Genomic DNA, 23,444 nt, shown 5'->3' with positions numbered 1-23,444 from the left:
TATTAATAAGTCAATTCTGACAAAGCTATCAGGGTAAAAGGGGCTTTGTTAATCAACCGGCATCAGCACAGAAAAACTACTGCCAGAACACGATCAGGTACCGGAAGCAAAAAACGAACAGGGCCAGGGAGAGAAAAGCATCAGTCATGATAATGGCCCTTAGCCTCCCGCCACCGGTATTTTCCGGCCCGGGATCAGGCTTTCCGGTATCCGCCGGTATGCCAAGTCCGGCAACATTGCGGGCATTAGCGCCCACGATACTTCCATGGCCGGCAGCGGGCTTCCCCGCATCCGGCCGGGTAACGGGACCGCTGCCCCTGTAGTACAGGTAACCAAAAAAGGCCCGCATAAAAAGCTGAATAACAAAAAACCCGAAAATCAGCGGCCCGTTCCTGTTCAGCATGGCAGCGCTGGTATAATTTCCCCTGGCCATCTCCGCAAAGCTGCGCGTCAAACCGCAGGTGCTGCATTCACCGCCGTGAGTGGTAACATGAACGCACTCTACCGGCGCCACACCACCGGGATGGCCTGCCAGCACAGGATATAGCAGGAAAACTATTATCGCCACGCCGGTAAGCACGTTGATCACCAGGTAAGGTGACCTGGCTTCTGAAAAGATTGTGATATGCATTTGACCTTTTGCTCAGATATTGCCACCGGGTGATTACGGATCCTCCGTTTCGGTGGGTTCTTCTCCTTCCAGCCTCTCCAGCTCCTCTATCATCTCCTCGCTGTCAAACCTGATCGTATCGTCGGGAACAGTGTCAGGGTCAATCCCCTCCTCTATCTCCTCAAGGGCCCTTCTAATGTTCTCCCTTATCTCGTTGCCAATATCATCGGCCCTGATCCCGGGCAGTTCCCTCCCGATCCGTTCCAGTCCACGCGTCGCCCTCCTGACGGTTACAAGCTGCCAGGCGGCGATCGAGGTACCGATAATGGCAATCACCAGTGCTGCAATGATCAGTCCCTGCGGCGCATTTGCACTGCTGGCCTGTGCAAGTCCGATAACAGCAAAAATCAGCGCGACGATGCCGGGTATTAAGGCGTACATCCCGATACAGGGAATAAAGGAGAGTATCAGCGCAATAATCCCGATCACGAAACCGGCTACGCCGAAACCCTGCCCGGCACCTGAGCTCATCTTTTGATCCATGGCTTTAATTATTAGTTGATCAATTCATAACAGTTACTCCGGGTCATCCAGCAGTAGCTCCAAAATCTTCACCGCTGCTACAGAAACTGGTGTGCCGGGTCCGAATATGGCCATCACACCAGCTTTGTAGAGGAAGTCATAATCCTGCGCGGGAATCACACCACCGGCTATCACCATGATATCTTCCCTCCCAAGCTTCCTGAGTTCTTCGATCACCTGCGGCACGAGTGTCTTGTGCCCCGCGGCAAGGCTGGAAACTCCCAGAACATGTACATCGTTTTCAACTGCCTGTTTGGCAGCCTCAACGGGTGTCTGGAAAAGAGGCCCGATATCTACATCAAACCCGATATCAGCATAACCGGTGGCTACCACCTTGGCGCCCCTGTCATGCCCGTCCTGCCCCATCTTGGCTACCATTATCCTCGGTTGCCTGCCTTCGCGTGCAGCAAATTCGCTTACCAGCTTCCTGGCATTTTCAAAATTGTCATCCCTGCCCGATTCTGAAGAATAGACACCTGAAACAGATCGTATCACAGCTTTGTACCTCCCGGCTACTTTTTCGCAGGCATAAGAGATCTCGCCAAGTGTGGCCCTTTTGGCGGCCGCATCGACCGAGAGTTCAAGAAGGTTGCCGTTGCCCGAACGACATGCTTCGGTCAGCGCATCAAGCGCTTTATGCACTGCCTCCTGGTCTCTTTCTGCCTTTAATTGATTAAGTCGTCTTATCTGTGCCTCCCGCACAGCGGTATTGTCAACATCAAGTATCTCAAGTGGCTCCTCCTTGTCCAGCCTGTAGCGGTTAACGCCTACTATTATGTCGCGGCCGGAATCTATCCTCGCCTGTTTTCTTGCCGAGGCCTCCTCTATCCTCATCTTCGGGATGCCTGTCTCAATGGCTTTGGCCATCCCTCCAAGCTCCTCAACCTCGGTAATGCGTGCCCATGCCTTGTGGGCTATCTCATGGGTAAGCCTCTCAACGTAATATGACCCGCCCCACGGATCGACCGACCGGGTGACGAATGTCTCTTCCTGCAGGTATATCTGGGTGTTCCTGGCAATACGCGCCGAGAAATCGGTCGGCAACGCAATGGCCTCATCCAGGGCGTTGGTATGAAGCGACTGTGTGTGCCCAAGCACCGCGGCAAGGGCCTCTATACAGGTGCGTGATACATTGTTGTAGGGGTCCTGTTCGGTAAGGCTCCACCCTGAGGTCTGCGAGTGTGTCCGCAGGGCAAGCGATTTCGGGTTCTTCGGGTTGAACTGTTTGACGATCCTCGCCCACAGCATACGCGCCGCCCTCATTTTGGCAATCTCCATAAAGTGGTTCATCCCAATTCCCCAGAAAAATGAGAGCCTCGGTGCGAAACTGTCTATATCCATACCGGCATTTACACCGGCACGCAGGTATTCGAGTCCGTCAGCCAGCGTATAGGCAAGCTCTATATCGGCTGTGGCGCCCGCCTCCTGCATATGGTATCCCGATATGCTTATTGAATTGAACCGGGGCATATTTTTGGAGGTATACTCAAAAATATCGGCAATGATCCTCATTGAGAAGTCCGGCGGGTAAATGTAGGTATTTCGAACCATGAACTCCTTGAGGATATCATTCTGGATTGTGCCGGTAAGCTGGTCAAGTCTTGCGCCCTGTTCGAGTCCTGCAACTATGTAGAATGCCATAACGGGAAGTACGGCCCCGTTCATCGTCATCGATACAGACATCTGGTCGAGCGGTATTTGGTCGAACAGGATCTTCATGTCAAGAATTGAGTCGATGGCCACACCAGCCTTGCCAACATCGCCCATAACCCTTTCATGGTCTGAATCATACCCCCGGTGAGTGGCAAGGTCAAAGGCCACCGACAACCCCTTCTGCCCGGCCGCAAGGTTGCGGCGGTAAAAGGCATTCGATTCTTCGGCCGTGGAGAAACCGGCATACTGCCTGATGGTCCATGGCCTCATAACATACATTGTCGAGTAGGGCCCCCTCAGGAATGGCGGCATTCCGGCACCGTATCCCAGGTGCTCAAGCCCCTCCAGGTCCTTCTCCGTGTAAACGGGTTTGACGGGTATCTGTTCGGTTGTCATCCACTCACCGTTGCCTTTCACCTCTTTCGCTTCGGGTGATTTTGGGAGAGCTGACAATATGTCAATCTTACTGTAATCAGGCATTTTCTCTACTATTTGATTCCCAGGTCATGCTGGAACTGCTGCAGCGTTTCCAGTACATTTGACCTGATGTGAATAAAATACTTTAATCCTGCATCTTTGAGCATTTCGAGACTCTCTTTGGGATATCCGGCAACAACCAGGATTGCTTTCCCGTCGATTATACCCGCTATTTCGGGCACTATCTCCGGGTACTCCTCATCTGAGCTGCACACAACCACGATTGATGCACCGCTTTTAAGAGCGGCTTCAGCGCCTTCTTGCGGACTGCCAAACCCGGGATTGTTGGTTATCCTGAAACCAGCAGATCCAAAGAACCCCGACGAAAACTCGGCTCTTGCCTTACGCATTGCAAGGTTTCCGTAGGTAAGCAGGAACACTTCGGGGACTCCGCCGTGATGATTTTCTGTCCTGAACCTCAACTCCTCGAATGCCTTTGCACCGCGATAGAGCTTCAGTGGCTCTGCAAGGGGCCTGTCATCCACCTTCTGCTGTGGCCAGAAAGCGGCAGCCCCGTGCTTGCCTGACACCTTCTCAGCAGGGTCGGGATAACGGTTAGTTCCAAGCAGTGTATCCCTTCGCATTGCAATATAGTTGTCGCGTTTTGCTGCAGTTTCGCCGATCAGCTTACCAACCGTCCCTTTTATAAAGGCCTTTTCAATTCCGCCCTCAGCGTCAACCTGCAGAAACAGTTTCCATGCCTCCTCAATGAGTGATGAGGTGAGCGACTCGATATAATATGACCCGGCAGCGGGATCGGCCACCTTATCGAGGTAGGCCTCCTCCTTCATGACCAGTTGTGTATTCCTGGCTATCCTTGCCGGGAAGGGTGCGCCCTCATCACTGAATGCCTTGTCGTACGGATGCACCGTTAGCGAATCTGCCCCTCCCAAAACAGCAGCCATCGCCTCGGTTGTTGAGCGCAGCATGTTTACACAGGGGTCGTAAACCGTCTTGTTCCACATCGAAGTCACCGCATGGACAACGGTACCGGCGGCCGTTTCCGGCTCCAGATCCCATGCCTTCAGTAGCTGAGACCAAAGATACCTGGCTGCCCTGAACTTGGCGATCTCCATGAAATAGTTGCTGCCGGCTGCAAAGGTAAATCGTATCTTTTTGGCTGCCTGTGCCGCGGGGATGCCGGCTGATGTAAGCCTTTCCAGATAGGCTGCAGCCGATGCCATTGCAAATGCCAGCTCCTGTACGGCTGATCCGCCTGCGTTATGGAAAACCGATGCATCGACATTTAATGCCGTGAACCGGGGAATGCGCCCGGCATCATTGACCATTAGGGCAGCAAGCCTGAAAGCGTTCTCTTCCCCGTAAGGGTAATTACCGGTAATAAAAAGAGTTCCCAGCGGATCATACTCAACTGACCCGTGAAGGTCTGATACAGTGCCTCCCCTGGAGATGTTCTCCTTGTCAAGAATCTGAAGCAGGTCTTCCGGGGGCTGTGCCGACATGAAGTTGATCCCGGCCGAGGCCAGGCATATATTGTTGAGCAGTTGTGAAATATCCTTCGGAGTATACCGGGTGCCCGGCTCAAGGATGAAGCCGATCGAACCGGCGCCCTTCATCAGTGCATCAAGAGCCGCGATATTGGCATCCTGCGGGTTGTTTACAGGTATATCCTGCCGCACCAGCCAGTCGTTCGTGCGCTCCCTTGTGCCCCTTACAAACGGGAACCTGCCCGGCAGTGCCTTCAGGTGGGCCAGTTTTTCGGTATCGGCGGCGGTATAGTATGGTTTGATGGGGATACCCTCGATGGTCTTCCAGATCAGCTTCTTCTCGTAATCTGCGCCCTTCAGGTCTTTGGCTATCAGCTCCTCCCACTGGCTGACCGGTACCGGGGGAAACTCCCCGAACAGTTTACTTGCTGGGTTATGCTTCATAATTCAACTCTGTTTTACGGGTCAAAATTACATACTTTGCCGGCAGGTGTTATGATCATTGTCATCATTACTGTTGCCGGCACAGTTGCAATCCCGCACAAATTGATGCAAAGTTAAGCATATTTCCAATAAAGGTGTATTACTGCAGTAGCAGTCCCAGAGCCCCGAGGCATTAATCTGGTATTTGTTGTTTCCGGCCCGTAGGGCCGGGGATTCGAACCGGTGAAGCTGGTGAATCCGGCGAAGCCAATTTAATATGCGAAGCGGGTGAGCTCTTCATAATGCAACTGCCGAAATCCCGCACAGAGTGAGGAGCATAAAGGGGAAAGGCTGTTTCCCTAAGAAAACAGCCTTTCCGTAAAAAACCCTAACCGTAAAAATTATGAATCAAAACCCTCTCCTGGATCCGGGCCGGTTGGGCATAACGCCTGGTGCGCCCCCACCGCGTCCACCACGAGGAGCAGCCTGCCTCATTTCTCCCCGGCCGGGAGCAGCTCTCATCCCGGCACCACGGCCCATCGGCCCCCTGGGTGCCGCATCAAACCAAACCCTTTGTTCTTCGGTAAGAAGTCCGCGGATTGACTGATGATGCGCGGCCTGCTTTTTCTCCATCTGGGTGCGGATTGCCGAGCGCTCATCAATGTTAGCATTGATCGCATTCATGTCGGCGCGGTCGCCCCTCATCAGCTGACGGTACTGCGCCCTGTTCACGTCTATCTGATCGCGCAGCGACTGCATCTCTTTCAGATGTGCAGTGCGAAGCTGTGTGATCTGCTGACTTTGTTCGTCGGTAAGGTTCGGGATACTGGGGCATACCTGCTCCATTCCTCCCATCCTGTCCATCCCGCGCCCCCTCTGTGAGAAGGCATCGGTTCCTGTTGCCATGAGCAGCAGTATGGCAAACATCAAGGTTGCTGTTATTTCTCTTTTAAACATGATAATAGAATTTTGGTTAATAATCGTTTTCTGCCTGTTTCTGTCCTTTTGACCTGAAATGGCTGGAAAGGTTTAAAAGAGAATTGAAAAATTTCCTTACTGCAGATTGGTGAGATGCTGTCTTGCACCCTCACGGATCAGGGAGACCGATTTACGGAATGCCTCGTCAATCTGGCTTATGATAGGATAAAATCCCTCATTGTCGATAATATTCCGGGCAATATAAGCCTTGATCTGGGTATGGATGATCTCCTGCGACCTGGCGATCTCCGAAGAGTTGCGATTGACCCCCTGCTCTTCGGCAAACTCCACAAAACTGTCCATCAGGTTCTGCCTGTCAAGATAGTCATCTATATCGTAAGCATTGTCGAAACGGGTTAAGGTCTCCCTGTTCCTGTCGGAGTAGTCAAAGGCAAACCGGTAAACAAGTCCCTGCCTGGTCACCTGGCTGTAGTAGCCGGTTATGCCGGCAGTATCCCTGGGTATGAACACGTCGGGCATGATTCCGCCGCCGCCAAATACCACGTTGCCACCGGGAGTAACGAATTTGAGTGAATCGTCAAACCTTATGCTGTCGGCCTCGTCAAACTCGCCATGAAGGAACCTCCTGTCAAGGTCGTTGAAATATTCATCAGATCCTGCATCATATGGTTTTTGTATGCTGCGGCCCGTGGGAGTAAAGTAGCGGGCCACCGTGAGCCTCAGCGCCGAGCCGTCGGAGAACATGGTCTGGTTCTGCACCAGTCCCTTCCCGAAGGACCTCCTGCCCACCACCATTCCCCTGTCATTGTCCTGAATGGCTCCTGCCAGGATCTCGCTTGCAGAGGCGCTCCACTCATCGATCATAATGATTATCTCCGTGTCCAGGTTAATTCCCTTTGAGGTGGATATAACATCGGATCGGGGACTTGCCTTGCCTTCTGTATAGACTATCAGCCGGCCCTCCTCCAGGAACTGGTCAGCTATGCTGGTTGCCTGCTCCATATAGCCTCCTCCGTTACCGCGCAGGTCAAGTATCAGTTTTCTCATGCCCATTGCATTCAGCTTCTCCGCCGCCTCCATGTATTCACGGAAGGTGGTGCGCGAGAACTGGCTTATCTTGATGTAACCCGTTTCATCATCTATCATATATGCAACATCGACGCTGTAAAGCGGTATCCTGTCGCGTGTGATCTCAAACTCCATCAGCCCGGGAATGAACTGCCTCTGCACACCTACCCTCACCGTTGTGCCGCGAAGTCCCCTGAGCATGCTGACAATGTCGGTATCGGGTATGCCCACCCCGGCAACAATACTGTCATCTATCTCCACAATACGGTCGCCCGGCATTATGCCTATCCTTTCAGAAGGCCCGCCTGATATGGTCTGTATCACCACAATGGTGTCATTCAACATGTTGAACTGTATCCCAATCCCTTCAAAATTGCCCTCCAGCGGCTCGGTCACCCGTTGCAGGTCCCTTGCCGGTATATACATTGAATGGGGGTCGAGGTTCCGCAGGAGTTCGGGTATTGTCTTTTCCACCAGTTCGTCTCTCGAGACTGAGTCGACATACTCCATCTCGATGAAGTTGATAACGCCCGACAGCTTGTCGGTCTTAGGATAAACAAACATGGACCTTTCACCGGTTCGGTCTACAAGCTTTACTCCGATCAGCATACCAATGATCAGTACAACGGCAAGAACCAGCGGTAAAATAGCAGATGACGTATTTATTCTGAACTTCATAATATTTACTTGATTTAAAAATCTATGGCCACATGGAACCAGTCATTCTACAACCATGTGGGCGTGTGCAAAATTCTACCCATTACATGTACTGCCTACTCGTCAATCTGGACCATCTCGATGCCGGCCCGTTCCAATAGCTGCACCCCGTCGTCCATGCGGTAAGCATCAAAATAGACAACCCTTTTTATCCCTGCCTGGATTATCAGCTTGGAACATTCAAGGCAAGGTGCTGCGGTTATGTATAACGTTGAATTCTCGCTGCTATTATTCGACTTGGCAACCTTTGTGATCGCATTTGCCTCAGCGTGGAGCACATAAGGTTTGGTGCGGCCGGTCTCATCCTCGCACACGTTCTCAAAACCCGAGGGTGTGCCGTTGTAGCCGTCGGAAATGATCATCTTGTTCTTAACTATCAGCGCCCCGACCTGCCGGCGCTCACAATATGAATTCCCGGCCCATATGCGGGCCATCTTCAGGTAACGGCGGTCGAACTCAGCCTGCCTTTCCCCGTAAGGTTTTATATCATCTTTATTGCTCATATCTGAAATTACCAGAATTTTAATGAGGTGCGGACTGGTGCAAAGATAATGAACAGACTGTAAAAAACACAAAGCCTGCCCGTTACCAAAGGATAACATGCAGGCCTTTGTCTGTGGGCTGTACTGGACTCGAACCAGTGACTTCCACCCTGTCAAGGTGACACTCTAAACCAACTGAGTTAACAGCCCGTAAATCAAAAGAACATCCCGGCTCAAGCCAGCGAACCAGCGTATCATGGTGCCTCCACGCCATGGTTCCGGCAAATCAGGGAACCGGCAAACCTGGGTGTCGACAGATTATGTAGCCGGCAGATCAGCGAACCGGCAAATCAGGGTGCCGGCTGATCAGAGCCGGCAGATCCTCTTAAGCCAACACAAAAATAGTTCACCCGGAGTAAATTACCAAAAATAATTAACGTTGTTGCAGCAGTAACACCTGTTCTTACGTATTGGGTATAAGAGAAAACTTTGTCAAACCTAACCCCTGCCCGAAAATGAAAAAGAACGTACGGCTGCTGCTGTTTGCCCTGCTGGCCATCCCGGCCATCTACCAGGCATGTACAAAAAAAGAATACGAGACCTACACCTTCGAGGCCAATGTGCCCATATACATGAGCTTCCAGGAATTCAGGTCGGCCGTCAAATCGGCCGAAACCCGCGGCATCGAATACCCCGGCAAGATCTATTTCAAGGATAACCTGCTCTTTATTAACGAGGTCAACGAGGGAATTCACGTCATTAACAATGCAGACCCATCGAATCCCGTACCGCTCACCTTTTATGAGATCCCTGGCAACGTTGACATAGCCATAAGGGGAAACATACTGTTTGCCGACAGTTTTATTGACCTGGTGGCGATCGACATAAGCGACATCTTTGATCCGGTCGAGGCCGGCCGCCTTGAAAATGCCTTCCCGAATACATTGCCCCCTATAGAGCAACCAAGGCCCATTTCGGGATACGATCCTGAGCTGGGGGTTGTGGTAGGGTGGCAGACAAAGATAGTCACCGAGCGATTTCCAACGAACTCATGGGGATGGGGCGGACCATGGATGTTCAGGGCAAGCGCCGATATGGCCCTCCAGAGTTCAGGTCCACCGGTGGCGGGTGTTGCCGGCAGCATGGCACGGTTCATGCTGCATGAGCATTACCTTTATTCCGTCGCGAATCCTTTTATGCTCAAGACACTCGACATTTCAGTGCCTGAAGGCATAACGGCCGTTGACAGCATCTCCACCTGGCGAAACATGGAGACGCTCTTCAGGCATGATGAGCACCTGTTCATAGGCACCACCACCGGCATGCTCATCTACAGCCTCGCGAACCCTGCAAAGCCCGAATTCGTATCCGACTTCGACCATGTCAATTCATGCGACCCCGTTGTCGTTGCCAACGACATAGCCTATGTAACACTGCGGTCGGGCAACAACTGCGGAGGAACCGCCAACCAGCTCGATGTGATAGACATTATCGACATAAAGAACCCAAGGCTGCTGAAGTCATACCCGATGTTCAACCCGCACGGACTCGGGATTGACCACCCGGTGCTGTTCATCTGCGACGGGGCTGACGGACTTAAAATATATGACGCCACCAATCCCCTGGCCATCTCGTCAAATATGATAGCACACTTCCCCGACATAGACACCTATGACGTTATCCCTCTCGGAAACGTTCTTATGATGATAGGGCATGACGGACTCTTCCAGTACGACTACTCAGACCTGGGCGACATCAGGCTGCTCAGTCACATAAGGGTAACAGGGGAAAAATAAAACCCAATATGAAAAGGTTCATATCACTGTTTATATTGCTTGTTTCTTTTGCAACCTCCGGCTGTGATAAAGCTGATGACATTGTTATGGATGACCAGCACTGGGGCTTTTCATCCAGTGCATCACAGGTGTTGTTTATATCCCGCCGGGAAGATAACAGCGCTGCGTGGCACCTCTACAGTATGAATAATGACGGATCCCGGCAGACAAGGCTGTCGGGACTGTCTACAGGCTGCAGGAAACCTGTGATCTCCAACTGGGGAAGCACAGTTCTGTTCACTCACAAGGGTAATGAGCTTTATGCAATAAATGCTGACGGGTCAGACCTCAGGCTGATTGACGGGACAGAGGGCCAAATTGGTTCCCTCTCCTGGTCGCACGACGACAACAGGATCCTGTACTTCAAAGAAGGAGATGCCGTAACATATGATATGGTGACCGGGGCCAGGAATATCCTTACTTACAGCGGAAAAAAATCCTGCGGGATATTCACACATGATAACAGGATAATCTTTGGCAAAAGGGGAGAAGATTATTCTACCAGAAGCATATACATTATGAATACCGATGGTTCAGGAAAAAGAAAGCTGATCGACAGCGGCTGCTGCCCTGTCCTTTCGCCCGACGGGAAGACCATTGCCTACTATTCTACCGGTAAAGACCGAAGCCGGCAGATCTTCACGGCAGATATAACAGGTGAAAATGTAACCCAGTTGACCTCGTCGGTCTCTCCCCGGGTATATCCGGGCTGGCCTCCCGACGGCAACCACGACCCTGTCTGGACACCTGACGGAACAAGAATAGTGTATGTTTCCTGGGAAAACGAATTGCCCGATGTATATATCATGAACAGAAACGGGAAAAACAAGAAAAGGCTGACCGACAGCGGCACAAGGGATGAAAGTCCGGTTGTAACCCGTGACGGCAGGTTCATTGTTTTTACATCGAGAAGAGACAGTTACATCAATAATATTTATTACATGACAATAAACGGGAATAACCAGACATCGCTGTCTGATTATCCCCGCTCCGATGTATTTCCGGTTATCGTGCCGTAATGAAACACTGGCAAATAATTATTTAAGGTGATTCTGAATAATAAAACTGAGTATATTGCAGTATAAAAGGATGTGTCATAACACCAATAAACTGCAGAGTTGACCAGCAGGCAATATACGGAGCAGGAGATAATACAGGGATGCAGGCGCGGGAAGCGGCGCTTCCAGGAATTGCTTTACAGACTTTATTTCGGCTTCGGCATGTCGGTATGCCTGCGGTACTCATACAGCCGGGAAGATGCCATCGAAATTCTGAACGACGGGTTTATGAAAGTTTACAACAACATAGGTGTGTACGACGACAGCAAACCATTCAGGAGCTGGTTCAGGAAGATCCTTGTCAACACGGCAATCGACCACCACAGGGCAAACCGGCAGAACCGCCTCAGGATAAACGCTTACGACACCGCCGAAGAAATTGACCAGGTTCACAATACCGCCGATCTGCCCGGCTCAGAAACAACGGCCGATGCCGAAGCGATACTTGCGCTGTTCGACAGGCTGCCCGGTAATTACAGGATGATATTCAACCTTTACGAGGTAGAGGGATACAACCATGATGAGATTGCCGGGATGCTGGGCATATCGCCCGGAACTTCCCGGTCGGCCCTTAGCAGGGCCAAAGCGCTTATCAGGGCACTGTACAATAAAAACATCAAAGACAACCGCCATGAAGCCGTTTGATGAAAGATTTGCCGACAGGGTGCGCGAGGTCTTCGACAAGCATGACGAACCCGTCGACCCCGCTGCCTGGGAAGCAATGCAGTCCACGCTCGGGCAGAATGCGTCGTCAACAAGGCGGCTCATGCCCTGGCTGCTCCGTATTGCCGCCGCCCTGCTGCTGATCATCTCCTTTTCAGTGCTTCTGATGCTGCCTGAAAAAGATCAGATCGCTGAGAAAACTGTTTCAGATACCGCTTTCGCGGAAGAAGACGCCGCGGCAACCTCCCCTGCCCCTGCAGAACATGAGGCGCTGGCAGACGCCCCTGCTGAGCCAGCTGAGGCAGGCGCCCCCTCTGCTGTCGCTCCTGATACACCCCCTTCTGCGGAACCCATTCATGAACAAGCCGCATCTTCTCTGGCAGACACCCCGCCTGATCCCGCCATGGCAGATCCCGGTACCATCGCGGCAGGAGTCCCGGACCGCGACACCCCCGATGCCGTTCCCGGCACCCCGGAACCCAGGACCGCCCAGGCCGTTATAATCCCACCAGGAATTCCTGATGATCATACTCCCGGCACCCCGGAACCCCGGACCGCTCATGCAGTTACAATGCCCCCGGCCCTCTCTGATGACACCGCCACCGTCATAACACCAACTGTCCCGGTTGCTGCAGCAGAGCGTACCGGTGCCGTCATACCCTCTGCCCTCGCAGAAGCCGCTACCGTTGCGACAGAGGACCCCGGCCGCGAACCCCCCGTTGACAGTCTGCGCCATGAGCCAGACGTCCCGGTTATTGCCGATGCCGGGCAACTATTTCAGGAGATGCCCCTTTACGGGACACCCGTGGATGAACCTGCCGGCCACAGGGCATTAAGGTGGGGAGTCGCTGCAGGCCCCATGCTCACTTACGCCGAACAGCAACTGGCCAGCGGCATGGGTTTTTCGGCAGGCGCAAGTTCCGAGTACAGGCTCTCCCGGCAATTCACGGTTAAATCGGGACTTCTGCTGGCCTACCAGCAGTTCGAGGTCGACAATATGCCGCTACGAAGCCGGAGTAGCAGTAAATACTACTCCAGCATGCCGGAAGATGCAGGCTATCAGCTTCATAGATCATACAGCAACCAGGCCTTCGAGATCATGGCCGTTGACATCCCTGTAAACATCCAGTACCAGCTCATGGAAACCACCCGAAGGCAAATGTACGTTGAGGCAGGCTTCTCATCACTGCTATATCTTCAGCAGAAAATAACCGGAGAGGAGATCGCGTATGTTGAACAGGCTTATTACTCACCGGCTGACGGTAGTTACCGCCAGCTAAGTTCAAGGGTGGTCTCAGATGTAACTGCCAGCTACGGCCCCTTTTCACGGTTCGACCCGGCACGGCTGCTGAACCTCTCCTTCGGTTACACTATTTCGGGCGGCAACTATACCACCATAATAGAGCCTTTCATAAAATACCCGCTGGGCGACCTTGGCAGCCGCCAGATACGCATGGGTATGGGAGGCATCAACCTCCGCCTCAGGTTCGGCGAGTAGCCGGTCTGCCTGTCAGACGGTATCCTGGGAAAAATTTCCCTTAACCCATAATAACCTCCACCTGGTTCACACCCGGGGTAAGCGGAAGCAGGTTGCCCTCGATCTCCTTTCCGTTCATCCTGACAATCTTGACACCCTTATTCACCCCGTCGGGATTGGTTACCTTTATCCTGTATTCACCACCACGTAACTTCCTTGTTACCTCAAACCCCTTCCAGTCGCGCGGAATACACGGATCAACAACCAGTCCGTCATACTCAGGCCGTATTCCCAGAATATAGCGGGTAATGGCATAATAATTCCATGCAGCGGTCCCGGTTAGCCATGAATTCTTCGCCTCACCCGGCCTGAATGCATCCTTCCCGGCAATCATCTGAGCATAGACGTAGGGCTCGGTCTTGTGAAGGTCACTTATCTCCTCAAGGTAGGCCGGGCATATCTTCCTGTAATAGTCCCATGCCATTTCACCGCGCCCGAGCATTGTCTCTCCTATCATGATCCATGGGTTGTTATGGCAGAAGATGCCGGCATTTTCCTTATAACCCGGCGGGTACGTCGATATCTCGCCGTATTCTATAACATAACGGGTGAATCCCGGATTGTTAAGCACAATGCCGTAATCGCAGTCAAGATACTTCTTTACCGAATCGAGCGCCTTCTCAACCATTCCCTCCTCCTTGCCAACCTCAGCCATTGAGCACCATCCCTGTGATTCAATGAATATCTTGCCCTCTTCGTTTTCCTTGCTGCCAACCTTTTTACCAAAGTAATCATATGCGCGCAGGAACCATTCGCCATCCCAGCCATGCTCCCTGATGGTTTCCACCATCCTGTCCACATGCCCGACTGCCGCATCAGCCTCATCAACACGGCCCGTCTGGCGGCAAAGCCTGATGTATTCGCGTCCGTACACCACGAATAACCCTGCTATCATTATCGATTCAGCCGTCCTGCCCTTCCTGTTTTCCGTTGTCTGGAACGATTCGTTCGGGTCGGTTGAAAAACAGTTCAGGTTGATGCAATCGTTCCAGTCCGCCCGCCCTATTAGCGGCAGTCCGTGCGGCCCAAGGTTGTTCACCACATGGTAAAAAGATGCCTTCAGGTGGTCAAAATGAGGCTTTGCAAGCGACTCGTCGTTGTCGAAGGGCACCATTTCATCGAGTATGCCGTAATCACCCGTCTCCTTGATATATTCTGTCGTCGAAAGGATGAGCCACAGGGGGTCATCGTTAAAGTCGCCTCCTACAGCATGGTTTCCCCTCTTTGTCAGGGGCTGGTACTGGTGGTATGCACCTCCGTCCTCAAACTGTGTGGAGGCGAGGTCGATGATCCTCTCCCGGGCCCGGTCGGGCACAAGATGTACAAAACCGATCAGGTCCTGGTTGCTGTCGCGGAACCCCATCCCACGGCCTATTCCCACTTCGAAGAACGAAGCCGACCTCGACATGTTGAATGTAACCATGTTCTGGTACTGGTTCCAGATGTTGACCATGCGGTCAAGCTTTTCGTCGCCGCTCTCAAGCACGTAAACACCAAGTAGCTCGTCCCAGTACTTCCGCAATCCTTCAAGAGCCGCATTTACCTTCCCGGGAGTGTCATACCTGCCGATAAGCTCCTTCGCCTTTGTCTTGTTTATCACACCCTCCGATTCCCACTTCAACTCGTCGGGGTTTTCAATATAGCCAAGGACAAATACAAGCTCTTTTGTCTCCCCCGGATCAAGTTCAATCTCCAGGTAATGGGAGGCTACCGGCGACCAGCCGTGTGCATGGGAATTACGGGGACTGCCCTCGATAACGGCTGCCGGACCCGAAAACTCATTGTACAGGCCCATGAAGCTTTCCCTGTCGGTATCGAAACCGTCTAATGGATGGTTAACATGATAAAATGCATAATGATCCCTGCGATCCTTATATTCAGTCTTATGATAAAGTGTGGAGCCGTCAATCTCCACCTCGCCGGTGTTCAGGTTGCGCTGAAGGTTGTTCTGGTCATCTTCAGCATTCCACAGGCACCATTCGACAAAGGAAAACAGTTTGAACTTTTTCTTCTGCTTCCCCCTGTTTTTCAGCGTAAGCACCTGCACCTCACACCACTCCTTCAGGGGCACAAGAAACAGGACTTCAGCCTCCAGTCCGTTTTTTACCCCCTTTATCCTCGTGTAGCTCATCCCGTGCCGGCACTCATATTCATCGAGAGGCGTCTTTACCGGTTTCCAGCCGGGCGACCAGATGGTGCCTCCGTCATTTATATAAAAATAGCGGCCGCCGTTGTCCATCGGCACATTGTTGTACCTGTAACGGGTCAGTCTCCTGAATTTGGCATCCTTATAAAAGGAATACCCGCCGGCAGTGTTGGAGATAAGCGAAAAGAAATCTTCGTTCCCCAGGTAGTTTATCCAGGGCCAGGGAGTTACAGGATCGGTTATCACATACTCCCTTTTTTCATCATCAAAAAATCCGTATTTCATAATATTTTAAAGTTTTGATTTTATTTTATTGCCGCATTTCTCATTGCCGCTGAACCTTTTCATTGTCACCAGACAGTCCGGTTTTCCTCTAAACTATCATGGTCACCCGGGAATTTGCAGTGTCCCGGGGCATTCTGATTGTTCCTGTCAAATCTTGCCACCCCGGAGGATTCTCATTGTTCCTGTCAAATCTTGCCACCCCGGAGGATTCTCATTGTTCCGGAGTATCCTCTCTTTCCCGCCGGTTTTTGAGCTCAAGGGTGATCTCATCCAGCTTTTTCTGGTCAAGTGGATACAAGGTCATCAGCACTGCTGCGAGGACTGCAATGAGGGCAGGGACCCAGCTCATAAGCATTTTAATTGCCGGAATGGCTCCCTGAATTGCCACGGCATCCTGCCCGCTGTAACCGTATGCCCCCAGTATCAGTCCAATAATTGCTCCGGCAACTCCCCCGCCGAACTTGGTGGAGAACGACCCGGCAGAATAAACCAGTCCGGTTGCCCTCCGGCCATTCACATACTCGGAATAATCGGCGGCATCGCCTAGCATGACAAAGAAAAGTGTTGGAAAGATGGCAGCAGCGAACTCAGATATTATGCCAAGGGTAAATATTGCATAAATATCCCGCGGGCCGCAGAAAATAATAAGTGAATTCACTGCAGCAGAAAAGATCAGTGCATTGATGAACAGCCTCTTCTTGCCCATTCTTTTGCCAAGAAAACCTGTTGCCATTGCCCCGCCTATCGAGGCCAGCATCAGGAACACCAGGTAGGTGCCCGCCAGCAACTGATTGTTAATATAGTGCGCAAAATATATTACGGTAATCCCCTGCTTAATGGCATTATAAACACAGAACAACAGCCCGATCACCAAAAGCACCAGCCAGGGCCTGTTCCTGATCAGGTCTTTGAAATCCCTCTTCAGGTCGGTTACCTGTGTCTTCGGGGGTCTCACCCGCTCGCGGGTACTGTAGAAAGTAATGATCATGAACAGCGACAGGAAAACCGACATGATATATATTGAATTGCTGTATCCCCTTTTCTGGTCGATAATTGAAATGTTTGCAGGTTCAAGGTTTTCCTCTCCCTCAACAAGGAAGGCATATTCGGTACCGGCCTCCATAGAAAAACTTATTGAACTGACCTGAACATAGTCCGGGTCTTCTGCAGGCTTATCAAACCAGGAGAAGAGGGCTATCCCGTCATCAGTGTTGATGTTGACATTTTCAACGTCTTTTGCCACTGACACGGTCACCACGAAGCGGTCTTCTGCCAGTTTTTCAACACGAACATCAGGGTTTACATTACCAAAATGTGCCACCAGGAAAAGCAACGCGCCCTGCACAAGCATCCCTCCCGCGAAAGCGCCAACCATACGGTAGGAGCCAAACACGGTCCTTTCCCGGTTATCCCCTGTGATCACCGCCAAAAGTGCGCCGTAAGGGATGTTGTTTGCAGTATAAACCAATGTAAACAGGATATAGGTCGTGTAGGCGTATATGATCTTCCCCGTATTCGACAATCCCGGAGTGGTAAACAACATCGACAGGATAACACCCAAAGGTATCGCGGTCCATAATATCCAGGGCCTGAACTTTCCCCACCTGGTTTCTGTACGGTCGGCCAGGATCCCCATAACCACATCGCTCACACCGTCGCTGAACCTGGCAATAAGCATCAGCAATCCAACGGCGGCAGGATTGATGCCGTAGACATCTGTATAAAACACAAACAGGAATGTTGCCACCCCGCGCCATGCAATGTTCGCAGCGCCGTCACCCAAAGCGTAGCCAATCTTTTCGGTGATCCTGATCTTTTCAAAGTTTGCCATGACTCTTGTTAATTTAATTAGCTGAATAAATTTCTCTTGTTAATGAGCCAGGCCTGTTTCATTTTAATCAAGGAGCACCAGGTAGATAATACGGGACAGTTTGAATCGTCCCTCACAACCTTTGCATTTTCGAAATTGTGAATTTGGGCGGTAAAAGCTCATGGTGGCGAATTTATGATAATACGCGAAAATTTACAAATAACCTTGCGTGGTATTATTAAGATTACAAAAAGGGCCTGTTCCGGTTTTCGCCTTTGCGCCCTTCGCGAAACACAACCTGTTCCAATCCCTGAAAAGTTTATTGATTAAATATTCACTACTTTTGTTTACAGACGCATTAATCACAATAACAATCGTCCAGGAACCTGACCGGATGAGTTACCATATAACTTTATGAATCTAACAGGATTTCTCATATTCATAGCTTTTTTGACTGGCTTCGGAGTACAAGCCCAGACCATCACCGGCAGGTTCAGCCTCCCCTCCGGCCAGGAAGTCCGCCTTGAAGGCTTTAAAGGGTTTGAGACCTACCTGATCGGCAGTTCAGATGTTTCTGAAGAGGGAATATTTATGCTCAGTTATTCAGAACCCAACTACGGCATGGGACAGCTCATCTCTGCAGAGAACAGGCCCTTTATCGTGATCCTTAGTGGTGAAGATATTGAACTGAAAGGAGAATCCTTCAGCCATCCCGAAACCATTGAGATACTTCAAGGTAACGAGAACCTGCTTTTTGAGCAATATGCAACCGGGCATCCCCGCAGGGAGCAGGCCCTGAGCGCCTGGCAATACCTGGAAAGAATATACACCCTGGATTCCCTCTTTGCCATTCACCATGCACCCAAAAATGCCATTATTCAGGAGATGCAACGCATAAGAGAAGAGGACAAAGCTTTTTTGGAAAGCCTGGACCCACAATCCTATGTAAGCTGGTTCTTGCCAGCCCGGAAGCTGGTAAGCTCCGTTCCCACCATTGCACAATACCGCACCGCCGAAATTCCCGGCGCCATAGCTGCATTCAGGAGCATGGACCATACAGACCCCCGGCTGTACAAAAGCGGGTTATTGCGGGATGTAATAGAGAGCCATTTCTGGCTTATTGAGAACAGCGGACGGTCACTCGATTCGGTGTTCATTGAGATGAACATATCGATTGACCACCTGATCGATAATATTGCAACCGATGAAAAAAAGTTCAACGAAATAACCGATTACCTGTTCAAACTGCTGGAGCGGCGCAGCCTGTTCGGTTCTTCCGAATACCTGGCCCTGAAAGTGCTGAACGAAGTAAGCTGCACTATTGACAACGATCTTGCCGCACAGCTGGAAAGCTACCGTGCCATGAAGCCGGGAAACACAGCTCCCGACTTTGCCTTCAGGGAAGATGTTCTCGCACCGGGGTACGAACCTTCAGAAATGCCTGGAAAACTATCAGACCTGAACAGCAAATATACCGTGGTGGTTTTCGGGGCAAGCTGGTGCCCCGGATGCCCCGGAGATCTTTCACAGATTGCCGGTTTGTACGAAAAATGGAACGCCCATGGTGTCGAAGTTGTTTTTGTCTCCCTTGATGAAGACAGGCAGACCTTTAAAAACTTTGCCGGCAGGTTCCCCTTTATCAGCATATGCGATTACCAGAAGTGGGACAGCCCTGTTGCAAAAGCCTGGCATATCTTCGCCACCCCCACACTCTACCTGCTGGATTCAAGGCGGGAAATACTGCTCAGGCCCAACTCGGTAAGACACATGGATGCCTGGGTGGACTGGCACCTGGTGCAGGGGAATTAAAAGCCTGTCTTAAGAGTTCCAAGGATTTTATCTTGTAAAAAATGCGTTTTTTAGAAATATTATCTTGGTAATAATGCAACATTCCGTGAGAATTATCAAAAATACTCTGATAATCACATTTCTTTGATCACCCCATCTGCAGCTCGACTTTTTTCCCCGCAAGGGAAAGGTTTTCCCTGATATAGGTTTCATCCCACAGGTTGGAGATCACTGCTGTAATATTCGGGTTTTGCAGGGCCCATAAATAGGCTTTCATCGGAGGTTTCAGATCGCCGGGTACGACCCTGTTCACCTTGGCAACACGCCATTCGGGTATTTCAAGTCTACTGTGATGAGTAGCCACCGCCATGGCCGCCTTCATGGCAATGATCCCGACGCCGTTTTCCTTTGCATTACGAATAGCGTCTTCCAGAAAGCCTCCGTTGATAATATTGTATGAAGCCATCACCATATCATATTTGCCCGTGTTGGTGGCTGCGCTAATTACCCCGGCAGGGTCATTGTGGGTAGAGACCCCCAGGAAGCGTATTTTGCCCTGTTTTTTCAGGTATTCAATGGTCCCGAGCATTTCCTCATTCTGGAGTTCCTCTGCACTGCTCGCACCATGAGGACACAGCAGGATATCAAAATAGTCAGTGCCGACCCTTTTCAGGCTATCTTCAAGAGATGAAATGATCGCTTTACGAAATTCTCCGCTCCCTTCTACCTTGTGTCCGTAATCCTTCATCATCACGTTGCTAAGATAGGCTCCGTCGAAGGCATTGATATGATTTGGCCAGTATGACAGGAAATACCCCGGTTGCTCCACCCTTTTCTCTGCGATGGTATCTTTTGCCTCCTTCAGATAAGCCTCCTGCTTAGCGGATGGAAGTCCGTTGAATATCTCCCTGTACATATTGTTTCTTACCCATGAATAACCGCTGATCTTGGTCGCAATGTAAACCTTCTCTCTTTTGGCCGGGGAGTCAAGCAGCTTCCCGAATGCTGTTTCACTTTCCCCTCTCCCATAAGCAGGGGCCGTATCCATGTAATTGAGCCCCATCTCCATGGCCAGTTCCAGGTGTTTATAATTGTCGTTCTTTACAGGATCGCCACCAGCTACCACTTCAGATACCATCAATCCCGTCCGGCCAAGCTGCCTGTAGGCCATAGAACTTTGTCTGTTCCGCCACTCAAGGGGTACAGCTTTCTCTGGTGGTGCCGGAGTTTTTTCACCAGCCGCAGATTTTACACCAGCCTTTGAGCCAAGAGTCTTAAACCCGCCAACTGACAGGCCCACTGTGGCCAAAGCACCAAATTGCAGAAATTTTCTTCTGTTAATCCCCGGGTTGTGTGATTTCTGTTCCATCGCTGAATGGCTTTTAAGCTTCCGTGTTGTATGACAAACAATATAACATTCAATAAACACGAATTGTTCAAGGACGAGTGCCTCTCAGAATATCTGACATAGTCTTTAAGGCCAAAATCCGACCAAACATTAATTTCTGCCTTTTTTAATGTTTGACACTCTCCATGTATTAATTTTCATCCACCTTCCGCTTAAAGCAAAAAACAGCCGCTATGGCTGCCTGCGCGTTGTGAGTCCATCTAATTTTCTGTCAGGTTTTTGTTTTATTTCTGAAATTATATATTTTTGTATATTAATAGAAATGTATGTGGTTTGAATTCCGGAGCAAAATGTATCCTTTCAGGGTGTTTTCAGTGAGGGATGTGAAAAAGCAGTTTCCATTCATGAACCTGATGAACCTGGTGCACTGGCAAAAGAAAGGATACATTGTAAAATTGAGAAACAGATGGTACGCTTTTAACGATGCTGATAATAACGAAAACATCGAGTGGCTTGCCGCGAATCTTATTTACGCCCCCTCCTGTGTTAGTCTGCATTCTGCCCTTTCCTGGTACAACCTGATCCCGGAAATGATAGCAATTACAACATCCGTTACTACATTAAAAACCAATAGATTCTCAACTCCTCTGGGGGAATTGGAATACCACCGGATTAAACCGGAGGTATTTGGTTTTGGTTACGTACTTGAAAATATGGATGCCCGCATGGGTGAGCTTGGAAATAACAGAAAGATCATGGTTGCCTCCCCACAGAAAGCTATTCTTGATTTCTTCTATATCAATAGCTTCTACAATACTGAGAAAGACATGGAACACCTGAGATTGAATGAAAATGAGCTGGCAAAGATCTTGAATAAAAAGTTTTACCAGTATCTTGAAAGGTTTAATAACCGGGCTCTTGAGAAAAGAATTCGATTAATGACTAAAACCTATGGGTTATGATTGTTTTCGATGAAATAATTTCTTCTTTTTCAGATAGACTGCGAAGCAATCCTTCACACTTTGAATTTATGCTGAAAGAGTATTTTCATTACCGCATGCTGGATTTCATTTTTTCAGAAGAAGAGGCTTCAAAACTAAGCCTTATCGGAGGAACCAATCTCCGGATTCTGCATCACATTCAGCGGTTCAGTGAGGACCTTGACTTTGACTGTTTCAGCCTGTCCAGAAAAGAATTTTTGATTCTAACTGACAAAGTAATTAAAAGACTTACACAGGAAGGAATTAAGGTTGAGGCCGAAGACAAGGAAAAGGATCAAAAATTAACAGCTTTCAGGCGAAACATTACTTTTCCGGGATTGATGTATGAACTGGGGCTGACTGGCCACCGGGAGAAAAAACTTCTCATAAAAATTGAATGTGAACCTCACAATTTTAATTATGCCCAGGAGAAACCCATTATTCAGAAATTCAATGTCTTTACACAAATTTATGCTCCACCTCCGGCCATTCTATTATCTATGAAAACAGGCGCAGTCCTGGAAAGAGGAAAGGGCAGGGATTTCTACGATTTTATTTTTCTTTCGGGCATTACAGAACCTGATTTTGGATATCTAAACGAGAAATACAGGATTACAAATCACACCGAATTATACCAAAGAATTCTCGAATCTTGTGAAACAACAGATTTTATAACTAAGTCTCGTGATTTTGCCAAACTTGTATTTGACCCTCCTGAAAAGAAGAAGGTCCTGCTTTTTAAGGATTATATCCGCCAAAAACTATCTCGAATCTGACTGGCCTAAAGAATTAACCCGGGGGGTTAATTTAGCGAGGGGCCAGGCTGCAGGGAGGGCTTCGAGCCCTGATAGCAGACTCCAGATAAAAAAAGCACCTGCAGTGGTGTTTGCAAGTGCTTTAGATGTTTGTGGGCCCACCTGGGCTCGAACCGGACCGAGCGTAAAAAATTAACCCGGGGGGGTTAATTTAGCGAGGGGCCAGGTTGCAGGGAGGGCTTCGAGCCCTGATAGCAGACTCCAGATAAAAAAAGCACCTGCAGTGATGTTTGCAAGTGCTTGTTTTACTTTGTGGGCCCACCTGGGCTCGAACCAGGGACCCCCTGATTATGAGTCAGGTGCTCTAACCAGCTGAGCTATGGGCCCGAAAAAAATATTGCTAGTATTTTTATTTGGGACTGCAATATTACATATTTGTATTCTATTTTTCAATAGCGTTATTCACTTTTTTATGAGAAATGTCAAATTACTGCCCGGCACGGGTAAAAGAACCGAAGCAATTATTTTTGACCTTGGAGGGGTGTTGCTCAACCTGGATTTCGAAAAGTCAATCAATGAGTTTATAAGACTGGGGTTCAAAGATGTCAGGGAACAATTGTCAATCCTGCTCTCGGCTCAGCCAACTCCAGGCAATGAGAGCCTGTTCCACCTTTATGAAAAGGGGCTGATCGGCAGTGAACGGTTCAGGGACGGACTTCGTGACCTGGCCGGCAATGATATCGCCGACCAGGATATTGACAGGGCGTGGACCTCTATGCTGCTGGATATCCATTCTGAGAATGCGCAGGTGCTCGACAGCCTGAAGGGTTCATACCGTCT

At 50.1% G+C, this 23,444-nt stretch carries 18 protein-coding genes and 2 tRNA genes; 8 read left to right on the top strand and 12 right to left on the bottom strand.

Annotation, left to right across the window (positions count from 1 at the left end; all coding sequences use genetic code 11):
* Positions 1 to 76: 76 nt before the first annotated feature.
* The 8 genes from EA408_10440 to EA408_10405 form a co-directional block, all read right to left on the bottom strand.
* Positions 77 to 631, bottom strand: coding sequence for a DUF2752 domain-containing protein (locus EA408_10440; protein TVR70884.1), 555 nt, complete (start codon positions 629 to 631; stop codon positions 77 to 79).
* Positions 632 to 664: 33 nt separating this feature from the next.
* Positions 665 to 1,153, bottom strand: a complete 489-nt coding sequence (locus tag EA408_10435) for a hypothetical protein (GenBank protein TVR70883.1) — start codon at positions 1,151 to 1,153, stop codon at positions 665 to 667.
* Positions 1,154 to 1,186: 33 nt separating this feature from the next.
* Positions 1,187 to 3,325, bottom strand: coding sequence for a methylmalonyl-CoA mutase (locus EA408_10430; GenBank protein TVR70882.1), 2,139 nt, complete (start codon positions 3,323 to 3,325; stop codon positions 1,187 to 1,189).
* 8 nt (positions 3,326 to 3,333) lie between these two features.
* Positions 3,334 to 5,214, bottom strand: coding sequence for a methylmalonyl-CoA mutase small subunit (locus EA408_10425; GenBank protein ID TVR70881.1), 1,881 nt, complete (start codon positions 5,212 to 5,214; stop codon positions 3,334 to 3,336).
* Between the two features lie 387 nt (positions 5,215 to 5,601).
* Positions 5,602 to 6,150, bottom strand: a complete 549-nt coding sequence (locus tag EA408_10420; protein ID TVR70880.1) for a periplasmic heavy metal sensor — start codon at positions 6,148 to 6,150, stop codon at positions 5,602 to 5,604.
* A gap of 96 nt (positions 6,151 to 6,246) precedes the next feature.
* Complete coding sequence (locus EA408_10415; GenBank protein TVR70879.1) at positions 6,247 to 7,878, bottom strand: PDZ domain-containing protein; 1,632 nt, start codon at positions 7,876 to 7,878, stop codon at positions 6,247 to 6,249.
* A 95-nt stretch (positions 7,879 to 7,973) separates the two neighbouring features.
* A complete protein-coding gene (locus EA408_10410; protein ID TVR70878.1) occupies positions 7,974 to 8,420 on the bottom strand; it encodes a CMP deaminase in 447 nt (148 codons plus the stop codon).
* 114 nt (positions 8,421 to 8,534) lie between these two features.
* A tRNA-Val gene (locus EA408_10405) sits at positions 8,535 to 8,609 on the bottom strand.
* 305 nt (positions 8,610 to 8,914) lie between these two features.
* Between EA408_10405 and EA408_10400 the strand changes: the two genes are divergently transcribed.
* The 4 genes from EA408_10400 (at position 8,915) to EA408_10385 (ending at position 13,453) form a co-directional block, all read left to right on the top strand.
* Positions 8,915 to 10,195, top strand: coding sequence for a hypothetical protein (locus EA408_10400; protein TVR70877.1), 1,281 nt, complete (start codon positions 8,915 to 8,917; stop codon positions 10,193 to 10,195).
* 8 nt (positions 10,196 to 10,203) lie between these two features.
* On the top strand, positions 10,204 to 11,253 hold the full coding sequence (locus EA408_10395; GenBank protein ID TVR70876.1) for a DUF5050 domain-containing protein: 1,050 nt from the start codon (positions 10,204 to 10,206) through the stop codon (positions 11,251 to 11,253).
* Between the two features lie 201 nt (positions 11,254 to 11,454).
* Positions 11,455 to 11,937 (top strand): RNA polymerase sigma factor, encoded by a 483-nt coding sequence (locus EA408_10390; GenBank protein TVR70895.1) that lies wholly within the window; start codon positions 11,455 to 11,457, stop codon positions 11,935 to 11,937.
* The gene (locus EA408_10385) at positions 11,810 to 13,453 is read left to right on the top strand and encodes a hypothetical protein (protein ID TVR70875.1); all 1,644 of its coding nucleotides are present in this window, start codon (positions 11,810 to 11,812) and stop codon (positions 13,451 to 13,453) included. Before EA408_10390 ends, EA408_10385 begins: the two co-directional genes overlap by 128 nt.
* A 40-nt stretch (positions 13,454 to 13,493) precedes the next feature.
* On the opposite strand, the gene EA408_10380 is transcribed toward EA408_10385, so the two are convergent.
* Positions 13,494 to 15,923 carry a glycosyl transferase gene (locus tag EA408_10380; GenBank protein TVR70874.1) on the bottom strand — a complete coding sequence of 810 codons (2,430 nt, stop codon included), beginning with the start codon at positions 15,921 to 15,923 and terminating at the stop codon, positions 13,494 to 13,496.
* A gap of 211 nt (positions 15,924 to 16,134) precedes the next feature.
* On the bottom strand, positions 16,135 to 17,754 hold the full coding sequence (locus EA408_10375) for an MFS transporter (GenBank protein TVR70873.1): 1,620 nt from the start codon (positions 17,752 to 17,754) through the stop codon (positions 16,135 to 16,137).
* 393 nt (positions 17,755 to 18,147) lie between these two features.
* Between EA408_10375 and EA408_10370 the strand changes: the two genes are divergently transcribed.
* On the top strand, positions 18,148 to 19,542 hold the full coding sequence (locus EA408_10370) for a hypothetical protein (protein TVR70872.1): 1,395 nt from the start codon (positions 18,148 to 18,150) through the stop codon (positions 19,540 to 19,542).
* 127 nt (positions 19,543 to 19,669) lie between these two features.
* Here the strand turns inward: EA408_10370 and EA408_10365 are convergent, their stop codons facing one another.
* The gene (locus EA408_10365) at positions 19,670 to 20,890 is read right to left on the bottom strand and encodes an aldo/keto reductase (protein TVR70871.1); all 1,221 of its coding nucleotides are present in this window, start codon (positions 20,888 to 20,890) and stop codon (positions 19,670 to 19,672) included.
* A gap of 305 nt (positions 20,891 to 21,195) precedes the next feature.
* On the opposite strand from EA408_10365, the gene EA408_10360 reads away from it, so the two are divergent.
* Together EA408_10360 and EA408_10355 are read left to right on the top strand one after the other, a co-directional pair.
* Positions 21,196 to 21,831 (top strand): hypothetical protein, encoded by a 636-nt coding sequence (locus tag EA408_10360; GenBank protein ID TVR70870.1) that lies wholly within the window; start codon positions 21,196 to 21,198, stop codon positions 21,829 to 21,831.
* A complete protein-coding gene (locus EA408_10355) occupies positions 21,828 to 22,625 on the top strand; it encodes a hypothetical protein (protein ID TVR70869.1) in 798 nt (265 codons plus the stop codon). The genes EA408_10360 and EA408_10355 overlap by 4 nt, the downstream gene beginning before the upstream one ends.
* Before the next feature lie 289 nt (positions 22,626 to 22,914).
* On the opposite strand, the gene EA408_10350 is transcribed toward EA408_10355, so the two are convergent.
* Positions 22,915 to 22,991 (bottom strand) — tRNA-Met (locus EA408_10350).
* A gap of 85 nt (positions 22,992 to 23,076) precedes the next feature.
* On the opposite strand from EA408_10350, the gene EA408_10345 reads away from it, so the two are divergent.
* Positions 23,077 to 23,444: hypothetical protein (locus tag EA408_10345; protein ID TVR70868.1), on the top strand; the 368-nt coding region annotated here is incomplete at its 3' end.

This window comes from Marinilabiliales bacterium (assembly GCA_007695015.1).
Taxonomy (GTDB): domain Bacteria; phylum Bacteroidota; class Bacteroidia; order Bacteroidales; family PUMT01; genus PXAP01.
The sequence above is the reverse complement of the archived record's forward strand: the minus strand, read 5'-3'. Positions and strand labels throughout refer to the sequence as shown.